Origin of the sequence: Streptomyces purpureus (assembly GCF_014648195.1) — a bacterium.
Taxonomy (GTDB): domain Bacteria; phylum Actinomycetota; class Actinomycetes; order Streptomycetales; family Streptomycetaceae; genus Streptomyces; species Streptomyces purpureus.
Genome location: NZ_BMQQ01000027.1, coordinates 24,071 through 34,054, shown reverse-complemented (window position 1 = coordinate 34,054; position 9,984 = coordinate 24,071). Strand labels below are relative to the sequence as shown.

The 9,984-nt window shown below is 70.6% G+C and carries 12 protein-coding genes and 1 tRNA gene (1 of these 13 running past the window's edge); 1 reads left to right on the top strand and 12 read right to left on the bottom strand.

Going from position 1 to position 9,984, the window contains the following annotated elements; translation table 11 throughout:
* Positions 1-51 (top strand) — tRNA-OTHER (locus tag IEZ01_RS27230) (it extends 61 nt beyond the left edge of the window).
* A gap of 65 nt (positions 52-116) precedes the next feature.
* Here the strand turns inward: IEZ01_RS27230 and IEZ01_RS27225 are convergent.
* The 12 genes from IEZ01_RS27225 to traA all read right to left on the bottom strand — a co-directional run bounded on the left by IEZ01_RS27225 (position 117) and on the right by traA (position 9,969).
* Positions 117-1,406, bottom strand: coding sequence for a tyrosine-type recombinase/integrase (locus IEZ01_RS27225; protein ID WP_189204269.1), 1,290 nt, complete (start codon positions 1,404-1,406; stop codon positions 117-119).
* An 85-nt stretch (positions 1,407-1,491) separates the two neighbouring features.
* Positions 1,492-1,710, bottom strand: coding sequence for an excisionase family DNA-binding protein (locus tag IEZ01_RS27220; RefSeq protein ID WP_019887642.1), 219 nt, complete (start codon positions 1,708-1,710; stop codon positions 1,492-1,494).
* Positions 1,711-1,884: 174 nt separating this feature from the next.
* The gene (locus IEZ01_RS27215; RefSeq protein WP_189204268.1) at positions 1,885-3,135 is read right to left on the bottom strand and encodes a DUF3631 domain-containing protein; all 1,251 of its coding nucleotides are present in this window, start codon (positions 3,133-3,135) and stop codon (positions 1,885-1,887) included.
* Positions 3,132-3,314: a hypothetical protein gene (locus IEZ01_RS27210; protein ID WP_019887645.1), complete on the bottom strand. Its 183-nt coding sequence runs from the start codon at positions 3,312-3,314 to the stop codon at positions 3,132-3,134. Before IEZ01_RS27210 ends, IEZ01_RS27215 begins: the two co-directional genes overlap by 4 nt.
* A gap of 176 nt (positions 3,315-3,490) precedes the next feature.
* On the bottom strand, positions 3,491-4,429 hold the full coding sequence (locus tag IEZ01_RS27205; protein WP_189204266.1) for a bifunctional DNA primase/polymerase: 939 nt from the start codon (positions 4,427-4,429) through the stop codon (positions 3,491-3,493).
* A gap of 88 nt (positions 4,430-4,517) precedes the next feature.
* On the bottom strand, positions 4,518-5,798 hold the full coding sequence (locus IEZ01_RS27200; protein WP_019887647.1) for a DNA cytosine methyltransferase: 1,281 nt from the start codon (positions 5,796-5,798) through the stop codon (positions 4,518-4,520).
* A gap of 90 nt (positions 5,799-5,888) precedes the next feature.
* Complete coding sequence (gene ssb, locus IEZ01_RS27195) at positions 5,889-6,344, bottom strand: single-stranded DNA-binding protein (protein ID WP_019887648.1); 456 nt, start codon at positions 6,342-6,344, stop codon at positions 5,889-5,891.
* A 22-nt stretch (positions 6,345-6,366) separates the two neighbouring features.
* Positions 6,367-6,669 carry a hypothetical protein gene (locus IEZ01_RS27190; RefSeq protein ID WP_019887650.1) on the bottom strand — a complete coding sequence of 101 codons (303 nt, stop codon included), beginning with the start codon at positions 6,667-6,669 and terminating at the stop codon, positions 6,367-6,369.
* Positions 6,666-6,833 carry a hypothetical protein gene (locus tag IEZ01_RS27185; protein WP_189204264.1) on the bottom strand — a complete coding sequence of 56 codons (168 nt, stop codon included), beginning with the start codon at positions 6,831-6,833 and terminating at the stop codon, positions 6,666-6,668. The genes IEZ01_RS27190 and IEZ01_RS27185 overlap by 4 nt, the downstream gene beginning before the upstream one ends.
* 18 nt (positions 6,834-6,851) lie before the next feature.
* On the bottom strand, positions 6,852-7,151 hold the full coding sequence (locus tag IEZ01_RS27180) for a hypothetical protein (RefSeq protein ID WP_028797715.1): 300 nt from the start codon (positions 7,149-7,151) through the stop codon (positions 6,852-6,854).
* A 169-nt stretch (positions 7,152-7,320) separates the two neighbouring features.
* Positions 7,321-9,354 (bottom strand): plasmid transfer protein TraB, encoded by a 2,034-nt coding sequence (traB, locus tag IEZ01_RS27175; protein WP_229833249.1) that lies wholly within the window; start codon positions 9,352-9,354, stop codon positions 7,321-7,323.
* Positions 9,355-9,411: 57 nt separating this feature from the next.
* Positions 9,412-9,969, bottom strand: coding sequence for a plasmid transfer protein TraA (traA, locus tag IEZ01_RS27170; protein ID WP_019887655.1), 558 nt, complete (start codon positions 9,967-9,969; stop codon positions 9,412-9,414).
* Between the last annotated feature and the right edge of the window lie 15 nt (positions 9,970-9,984).

The following is a 9,984-nucleotide window of genomic DNA, read 5'->3' as shown; positions in this document are numbered from 1 at the left end:
GGAAAGCGTGTTGGGGGCAACCCCTCACGAGTTCGAATCTCGTATCCTCCGCAGCCGCCTGAACAGGCGAAACGAAGGGTCCTGCTGATCTCCAGCGGGACCCTTCGTCGTTGTCCTCAGTCGCCGTTGTCCTGGTTTTTGTCCACAGAGGGTGTTTCCGGCGGTCCCCAGATGGCATCGGCGATCTTCTTTGCCACGTCCTTGAGCATGGCGTCCGGCACATGGAGGTACCGCGCTCGCATGCTGTCGGAGGTGCCGGGCTCCCACCCCATGATCTGGTCGATGACACGGGCTGGGACCCCGAGCAGCATGAGGACGGTGGCGGCCGTGTGCCGGGCGTCGTGCAGCCGACCGTCCCGAACCTTCGCGTCTTCCAGTAGCCGCTTCCAGTCGTGGTAGTCCGTGTTCGGGCTCAGGGGGCCACCCAGCAGCTTGGTGAACACGTAGTCCGACTCGGTCCACAGGTCGCCAGCAGTCTTGCGCTCACGCTCTTGCGTCTTGGCGTGCGCGCGGAGCATGGCGACCAGCGGGCCAGGCAGGGGCACAGCGCGGCGGCCCGCTCGGGACTTGGTGTTCTTGGTCTCGCGCCGGACCTGCACCTTGTCCGGGCAGTACCCCGCCTTCGCCCGGCCGCATGGTGAGGCTTCGGGGCACCCGTGCTTGTACCTGGGGCGCAAACGGTTCCTGCGCAGCTTCAGGTACTCGTTGGCCAGGTCGACGTCAGACCAGCGCAGTCCGAGCGTCTCGCCCTGCCGCAGTCCGAGCGCCAGCGCCAGCATCCAACGGGCGCTGTTCCGGCGCTTGTTGGCTTCGAGCAGTAGGCGCTGAACCTCTTCGACGGAGTAGGGCTCTACCTCTGATTCGTCCTCTTCCATCCGGGGTGGCTTCGCCAGCGCGGCGGCGTTCTTCGCCACGTATCCGCGCCGTACCGCCTCCCCCAGCGCGGTTCGGGCGGTGCGGTGCGCCTGGTGAGCCGTACCGGCCTTGCGCTCCCCGTTCGCCTGCATGCGGCGATACAGGCTCTCCAGGTGCTCGGGCTGCAAGCGGTCAAGGCGGTGCTTGCCGACGCCAGGCACGAGGTGAACGCGAACGGCGACCTCGTATCCGTCGTAGGTGTTCTCGCTGACGGTCGGCATGGCGATGTTCTCGACCCAGTGCCAGAGCCACTTCTCAACCGTCCACGGCTTGCCGGGCTGACGCGCCGAACCCGCGTCACGCTGCTTCTCAAGCCGCTTTACTTCGTCCACCAGTTCGTCACGCGTCGGGCGCGTGATGTGTCGGCGGTACGGCTCTCCGTTGTCCTTGTAGCCCATCGGCACACGGGCGTGCCAACGGCCGTCAGCCCCGAAGTAGATCGCGGTTTCGCCGTTGGCGCGGCGGGTGCCCTTCTTCTTTTTCTCTGCCACAGGCAGGCTCCTGCTTCCTCGCTGTCGAGACGGAGACCGAGACGGCGGGCTGTCCCGTTGGGGAGGCCCACCGTCTCGGGCGCGGTCAAGCGGCTCGTTGAGCCGCGCGCCGACGAGCGACGTATGCGGCGGGTGCGTCGGCGGGGACCCTTCGGAGGGTGCCGACGGTGATGGACTCCAGCTCTCCGGAGCGGATGAGCCGGTAGCAAACGGTGCGGCCGATCCGGAGTCGGCGGGCGGCCTCTTCGACGGTCAGCAGAACGAGGGTGGTGTCTATGACCTCGGCGACGTGGGCCGTGTCCATGCGGAGGACTCTCCTTCGTCTTACGACGGTGCGGTTAAGCCCCTTCGGGGGATCCGCAACAGCCGCAACACCGCAACATGCCTGGTCAGAGGCTCGGATTTGTTGCGGATAGCAGTGATGTTGCGGATAGCGCCGCCACACCTGGGTGTGGCGGCGCCTTCGAATCCGCGCTGATCAGCCAGCGACGGGGAGCGGGAGTGTGGCGGTTTCCGCGGTCGTGTTGCGGATACTGTCCGGGCTGTCCGCAACAGATTCGCCCCCGCTGACCTGCGGTGTTGCGGCTGTTGCGGCTGTTGCGGATTCCTCGGGGGGAGGCGGGCAGTACCGCAGCCACGCGTCCGCCAGGTCTTCCGCGTAGTAGCCCTTGGGCGTCCCCGACGCGGTGCGGAAGGTGCGGGGCTTGATCGGCTTGTTGGCCGGTGTGACGTACGCGCTGAGCATCCGGGCCAGGGTCCGGGCGTTCAGGGGCTTGTCGTCCAGATCCACCCAGGGGCTGTCGTCCAAGCTCAGCAGGCATTCGAGGATGACCGCGGTGGGCATGCGATCAGCTCCGCAGAACACCTTGTCGCGCAGGTCGGTCAACAGGCGGATGCCGAGTGAGGAATCGTCGCCCTCGTGGGCGGCACGCACCAGTTCTAGGCAGGCAGCGCGGGCCCGCTCGGGCCAGTGCCCGCCGGCCGCGTCGGCGACCGCGAGCAGGGGTTCCCACACGTCGGCGGGGCGGTCGGTGACGCCCTCGGGCATCTCGGGCCAGGCTTCGGCGACGGCGTCCCGGACGGTGTCGGCCCACTTCGCGAGCCGGTCACGCAGGGCGTGGCCTTCCTTCTCGTGGGTGCGGCGCCGGTAGGGGGAGACCTTCTCATTCGGGGCGCGCTTGCGCATACGGATGATGACGGAGCGGGTCAGGATCGTGTCCGGCAGGGAGCCGAGTCCGGCCATGGCCACGGCGCAGTAGGACGAGAACCATCCGGCACTCTGGTTGGAGCCGTCCCCGACGCAGCGCAGCGAGCTGCCACCGCGGCGGTAGCCGGAGTTGAGGAACCCCCGGACGGGTTCGTTGTCGCCGGCCTTCGGGCCGAACACGGTGTCGATCTCGTCGAAGAGCAGCGTCGGAAGTCCATCGGTGGCTTCGACCAGCCGGAACAGGGCGTTGGCGGAAGCGTTGACGGTGATCGCGGCGTTCGGGGTGAGGGTTTCCACGATCTCCAGCGCGCGGGACTTGCCCGACCCAGGCTCCGGGGAGAGAAACGCCAGGCGAGCAGTGCCGTCGAACGCGTCGATGAGGTGCGCGTGGGCGTCCCACAGAGCAACCGCCACGTAGGCGGATTCGCTGGGGAAGACGTTGAAGCGCCGGTGGAACGCTTCGACCTCATCGAGCAGGGCCGCGCCGTCGATGGACGACGTGAGCGCCTCGGTGCTGGTCATGCGGCGTTCCTCCCTTCCTGGGTGGTGCGGAGCGGGCAGAGGTCTCGGTGGGCTTCGTGGTCGGTGATCAGGGCGTGCACCTTGCTGTGGCCGATGGCGCTGCGGTCCCTGCCGCACAGGCACTTGGAGGTGGCGGTGGGGGTGGCGCCGCGGGGTGCGCGGATGTGGAGCCAAGCCACGGGGAAGCGCCCGTCACCGCAGGGCGGGACGCTGGGGTGCTGGTCAGGGGGAAGGGCTGAAAGGACGGCCTGTCGGCCGTCGTCCTTCGTGCCACGGCCTTTGTCGGGGTCGGCGGCAGACAGGCGCGGTCGGCCCGGTTCGGGGTGCGCAGGCTTTTCAGCGCAGCGGTGGGGGCTCACACGGCCTCCCTTGATCGGGCGGTGCGGATGGACCAGTCCAGGGCGCTGCGGATGGTGGCCCGGCACTCGCCCGGGGTGAGTCCGGCCGATTCGCCGGCGGCCTGAAAAGCCGTCTCCACCACGTCCCGGGGGATCTCGCCCCAGGCGACGAACCGTCCCAGGGCGCGGGCGCTCACCATCAGCTGGTTGTTCCGGCCGCCTTGCGGGCCGCCCCCCTCGGGGGTGTGGCTGACGGTGGCCGATTCGCGTTCCAGTGCCACGGTCGCGCGGCGGGTGGCCTGCCCGGGGATCAGGAGCGGGGCGGGTGCTGCCGTACGCGCGGGCGGGGCCTGGAGGACGTGCAGGAGCCAGGCGGGCAGGGCCGCCACGGGTGCATTGTCGGCAACCTCATAGGCGCCCTGCGGGGTGGTGCTGCCCGCGGCCACGACGTTCCCGCCCCACGCCCGGGTGTCCACCAACGGGGCCACGGTGCTGGCGGTGTTGTGGAGCATGGTGCCGGGTGGGGCGGTGAAGTACAGGTGGATGCCGCCGGAGGGCGTCCGCACCGTGTAGGTGGTGGGCCAGGGCTGTCCGGCGCGCTCGCAGAGCGCCAGGAAGGTCGTCGCGCCGCAAGGCGCGTCCGAACTGTCCTTCCCGTTCTTGTCCTTGGGCATGTCCAGGTCGACGACGACCAGGCCGGAGGGCCCGGTGGCGATACCGACGTTGAACGCGCCCGTACCCCATGCGGCGTGGATGCGGTCGGGGTCGGTGGTGGCCCGTGCCTCCCATTTCACGTGCCCGCCAGCGCACTCGCCGGTGCGCGGGCATGAGCGCTCGCCGTGCAGGGCTGAGCCCTTGCCGCCGGGCAGGAGCGGGTGGACTTGCCAGCCGCGCGCGGCGGCTTCCAGGGCGGCGGCGAGCAGGTGTGCTCGCGGCAGGGTGGTGCGATGGGTCATGCTGGATGCCTCCAACAGGTTCGTTGTGGACTGGTTGGCCGGGGCGACCGCGTGTCTTTGGCGAGAGGTGCGGTCGCCCCGGGCGTCTTCAGGCGATGTCCAGGGCGAGTTGTGCCGGGACGGGTGCCGCGTCGGGGACGTCGACGGCGAGCAGGGTGCGGTAGGCGAGGGCGGCCTGATGGATGACCACGCCGTTGCCGAGAATCTTGAGCTGGTCGGAGCGGGACAGGCCCAGGTCGGGGCCGGTGACCCAGCCGGGATCGGCGCCCATCATCCATTCCACGAATGCCGGGGACAGTCGGCGGTTGCCCTTGGTGCCCGGCTCGGTCGGCTCCGGGGCTGGCCGTCCCAGCACCTGCTCCCAACGCCGGATGGCGGGGCCGTAGTCGGTGCCGTTGGTGGCCACCCAGCGCGAGCCGTCGGCCAGGTCGCGGGCCAGGTACTCAATCGACGGGCGCGAGCTCGCACCCTCCGATGCGGACCGGTTGCGGCCGTAGCGGGAGGCGGTCGGGGTTGGCAGCAGGTTGACGACCACCTCGTTGAGCGGGCGCGAATTGGTCCCGATGAGGTTGGAGGCGCCGGACTTCCAGTCCCGCGCGGCCGGGGTGGGCAGCAGGGTCACGGCGGTGCGCAGGTTCATCCCGCCCTGCCGCTTGGGCGAGAGCCCGGGGCCTCCGGTGCCGTCGGCCGCGGCCGGGGTCGGCAGCAGCCTCAAGCCCCGGCCGGGGGCAGCAAGAAGACCACTTCGTCCTCCAGCGTCGGCCCGTGCCCGCCCGCCTTGCGCTTGTCCGGGTGCTGCGGTCCGCCGTTCCTGCCGAGTTGGGATGTGGGGGTCTTCAGCAGTGGGATACGCGACGGCGAACCAGCGGTCGCGCCGGTGGCAGGCTCCGACTTCGGGATCTCCAGCGCGTAGGCACATCCACCGCGCGTCGTACCCGATCGCGGCCAGGTCGGCGGCGACGACGTCGAGTCCCCGGCTTCGGAGGGCGGCGACGTTTTCCAGGAAGACGAGGCGGGGTCGAAGATGGCGAACGGCTTGGGCGATGGTTTTCCAGAGTCCGGAGCGGTCACCGGCGATCCCTCCCCGAGGTCCGGCGTTGGAGATGTCCTGGCACGGAAACCCGGCGGTCAGCGCCGCCGGACGCGGTACCGTCGCGGCGAGCGCGGGCCAGTCCACGGCGGTGATGTCCCCGAGGTTGCGGGCGCCGGGGAGGCGGGCAGCCAAGAGCCGGGAGGCGGCGGGGTCTTTCTCGCCAACCAGGACCGTGGGCAGGCCGGTGACGGATTCCACGGCCAGGTCCAGCGCGGCGGATCCGGTGCACAGGCTGATGTTGCCGCCCTCCGGCGGCACGGCGGGATGCAGGGGCATGTGGGATGTGCCTCCAACGGGTTGGTGGTGGACTGGTTGGCCGGGGCGACCGCGTGTCTTTGGCGAGAGGTGCGGTCGCCCCGGGCGTTGCTAGAACGGCGGTTCGTTGCCCTGCTCGGGCCGGTTGTCGCCGGTGTTCCACGGGTCACCGGACGGAGCGGCGCCGCCGTTGCCGCCGGTGCGCTTGGCGTTGATCGTGACGGTGGTGAAGCGCAGTGAGGCGCCGATCTCGTCGACCTCAACGGCGAGCATCGAGCGGTTCTCGCCCTCCGGGGTCTGCCAGTCGTGCTGGCGGATCCGGCCGGACAGCACCACCCGCGAGCCCTTGCCGAGCGAGTCGGCGACGTGTTCGGCGAGTGCGCGCCAGGCGGCGCAGCGGAAGAACGTGGACGTGCCGTCCTTCCACTGGTTGGCCTCGCGGTCGAAGGTGCGCGGGGTAGAGGCGACGGTGAACTTGGCCAGGGCCTGGCCGGAGGCAGTGAACTTCAGTTCGGGGTCGGCGGTCAGGTTGCCGATGATGGTGATCGGGGTCTCTCCGAACGACATGCTGTCTCCTGAAATCGTTGGGTCAGAACGGGGGTTCGTTGCTGTAGCCGTTGGCGGCCCACGGGTCGCGGTCGTCGTCGCGACGCAGTCCGCGGGGGTGGCGGGGCAGGGGCAGCACGACCCAGCGGCGGGTGTCGTCCCAGCAGGTACAGGGCTCCCAGTCGGTGCCCGCGTACTCGCCGGTCTCGTAGTCGCCGTAGTCGTGCTCGATGCCGCCCTCTCCCTCACAGTCGGTGCAGTCGGGGTCGGGGGTGTCGGTCAGGACCAGCGCGCGGCGCGGCCAGTCGGTGACGCGGATGCGCAGTCGGGGCAGGCGACGGGTCACGCGGCGGCCTCCTGCTTGGTCTCGGTCACGTCGGCCATGTCGTCGAACTGCAAGAGCAGCTCTCCGAGCTGGCGGCGGGTGATGTCGCGGCTGTAGGTCGTCGGCAAGCCGTCGTCGTCCCAGGCCAGTTCGACGGTGACGATCTCGTCCGGGTTGATGCCCATGCGGGGCTCCTTGTCCGGTCAGCCCTTGGAGCGGGTGAGTTTGAGGGTGATCCCGCCGACGCCGATGGGTCCGGCGGCGCCGGCGATGACGGTGGCGGTGTGGGCAGCGATGTCGAGCAGCCAGGCCAGGGCGGCGACCAGTCCCCATCCGCCGATGACGACCGCCCCGGCGATGGCGAGGGGGTACAGGCAGCGCCGCCACGGGATGCCGGTGTCGTTGACGACCATGACGATCGGTTGTCCGGTGGCCTGTGCGCGGTGGTAGGCGTCGGCGGGTATGTGCGGGGCGAGGATCCCGGGCGGGTCGCGGTGGGTCACGAGCACTCCCTTCGGGACGGCCGCGGGCCCGCTCCACAGGTGTGGTGCGGGCCCGTGCGGGTGGGTGTCAGGCGGGGTGTCAGGGGTGTCACGCCGGGGGCGTCACGCGTTTGTGACACCGGGTTTGCCTAGGGGTTTGGGTGTCAGGTGGCCGTGACGGTGTCAGGTGTCAGGCGGCCGTCAGGGCGGGGACGATGCGCCACCGGCCGGTGGCGTTGGTCGGCTCCAGGCGGCCTTCCAGGTACGCCTCTTTGAGCTGTCCGGAGACCCACGGGCGGGACAGGTTGTGGCGCTCGCACCAGTCCTTGAAGTCCCTGGGACCCACGACCATGCGGCCCTCGGCCTCGAACTCCGCGAGCGCGTCGGCGAACAGCCGGCGGGCCTCCTCCGGGGTCGGCTTGCGACCGGTGTCCTGACCGAAGATCGGGGCGTCGTCGCCCTCCTCCGAGCCGGGCAACTCCTGCTCAGGATCGATGTACGCGTCTTCCGGATCGACCAGCAGACCGCCGTGCTCCATCTCGTCGTCCTCCTCCCGGACGGCCCGCAGCGCCACAGCGGGCTGGGCCTCGTCGTTGTCGTCGGTGGTGGTGCGGCCGGTGTAGGCGCGTCCGGCGACGCCGGAGACCGCTCCGGCGGTGACGGGGTCGGCGTGCGCGCCGTTGGCTTGCGCCCACGCGGCGAGGCGTTCCATGACCGGTACGGCCCGGATGGTGAAGCGCCGGGTACGGCCCGGGGACGGGTAGCGGGACTCGTCGATCCCGGGGGAGACGACGTAACAGTAGCCGGGGCGCCGGTTGCCCCACGCTCCGGGGTGGGCGCCCGCGTCGATGACCGTCTCCGGCAGCGAGAACCCCTCGTCGCGCGGGTCGCAGCCGAGTGCGATCACGGACGGCAGGGAGGCGCGGGTGGATGTGGACATCTGGTCGTAGGAGGGCCGCTGAAGCGACACCACCAGCGAGATGCCCGCCGACCGTGCTTCCTGCGCGATGCCGGTGAACGCGTCGTCCCCGAGTGCCCGCAGGGTGTTGGCGGCCTCCTCAAACCAGGCGACCAGGAACGGCATGCCCTCACAGCCGCACGCCCGGCCGTCGCCGCGGCAGGAGTGCGCCGGGTCGTTCTGGGTCTGCGCTGCCTCGGGGACCCACTGGCGGTAGCCGTGGGCACCCAGCCAGCGCGTCCGGGCGGGGATGGCGGCCTCGACACCCGCCACCATCACCTCCGTCGGGGTGCCGCCCTCAACACCCCAGTCCAGACCCGCCCGCAGAGGCGCGAAGTCCTGGAACGCCTTGGGGTCCGAGAACCACACGACCACATCCGTGCGCGACAGGATCTCGGTGAGCACGTTCAGCGCGGTGTCGCCCTTGCCGGAACCCGTGCCGCCCGCGATGAGCAGGTGCGTGGAGTTGCGGCCCGCGTCCGGATCCCCGGGCAGCCAGATCAGCAGATCGGCGCCGTCGTCGTACCGTCCGAGGTTGAGCGGGTCGGCGATCGAACCACCCAGGTTCGACGGGCCCTCCCACTCCACCACCTCGGACAGCATGTCTTCGGGCACGATGACCAGGTCCCCGCGCCGTTCGGAGTCCGGATCGGGCGAGTACCGCACGGCGGACTTCGGCAGGTCCAGCGCGGACGCGATCCGCGCCAGCGCCTTGGCCACGTCGTCGTTGGTCTGCTCCCCGGGCTCCAGCGCGAGCGGCGCCGTGACCCGGTTCGGCTCCACCTTCGCCGCACCGATCTGCGCCCGCGCAAGCCCCACCTTCTCCAGCAGACCACCATCCGAGCTGCCTCCGGCGGTGCCCTCGATGTTGTTGCGCAGGACCACGCGGACGTTCCAGGACAGGGCCACGGCGGGGCCGCCCATCAGGTACAGGTCGTCGACCGGCCCGGCGGTGGGTCCGGCCAGGCAGGCGGCGGTCACCCACGCCGACCCGCACGCGACCGTGACAGCCGAGTGCAGGCGGCGCTGTTTGGTGGTCGACTTGCCCGCGGCCCAGGTGACGCCGGTCAGCGCCACCGAGGCGAGGGTCAGGCCGACGCCGGCCGCCGCGCTGTCCGGCCACCGCCAGTGCCCGAGCGCTCCGACCAGGCCGGTTGCGGCCCAGCCCAGCCACGGCGGGATGTGCGGCTTGGCCCGGTGCAGCAGGTAGGCGCGCACGCTCCCGTTCTCCGGTCCGCCGTGGGGGTCCATGACGTAGCCGGTCATGCCGTCGGGGTAATGACTCGCCCCTGTGTTTCGATCACGGGCCATTGCCCGACCTCCTTACTGCTGAGCCCAGTCCATGACCGGCTGCTGCGGCTTGCGGGCACGGTGACGGACGCGGTTGATCTCTTCCTCGAACTCCTGCTGGAAGGTCGAGTAGCAGGCGGCGGCGTTCTTCGCCGCGTCCCGCAGCGCGTCTGCGGACTTGCGCATCTTGCGGGACACCTTGCGTGCCCGGATCCGCGAGCCGAACGCGCGGCCCTCCGGATCCGGCACGGCCGCCAGCACGCCGTTGAGGATCTCGGCGCCCATGGCCACCTCGATGGACAGCGTCACGGCCGCCGCACGCAGGGTGTTGCAGTAGTTGCGGACCTGCGCCGGGGAGCCGAACTCCGGGGCGGGCAGCAGGGACTGAGCGCCGGACCGGCCGCCGTGGCCACGGGCGGCGTTCTTGTTGTTGTTCACGGTGACGTTGATCGGCGGGACGATCGAGCCGCCCAGCGCGCCGACGAACCCGCCTGCGGCGGCGCCCGCGTTGGCGAACTTGTTCGGCTTGTTGGCCGCGCCATTGCTGTTGGTCGGGGTGCGCCGACGCTGGCCGTTGGTGGTCTGAGCCATCAGGCAGTCTCCCTT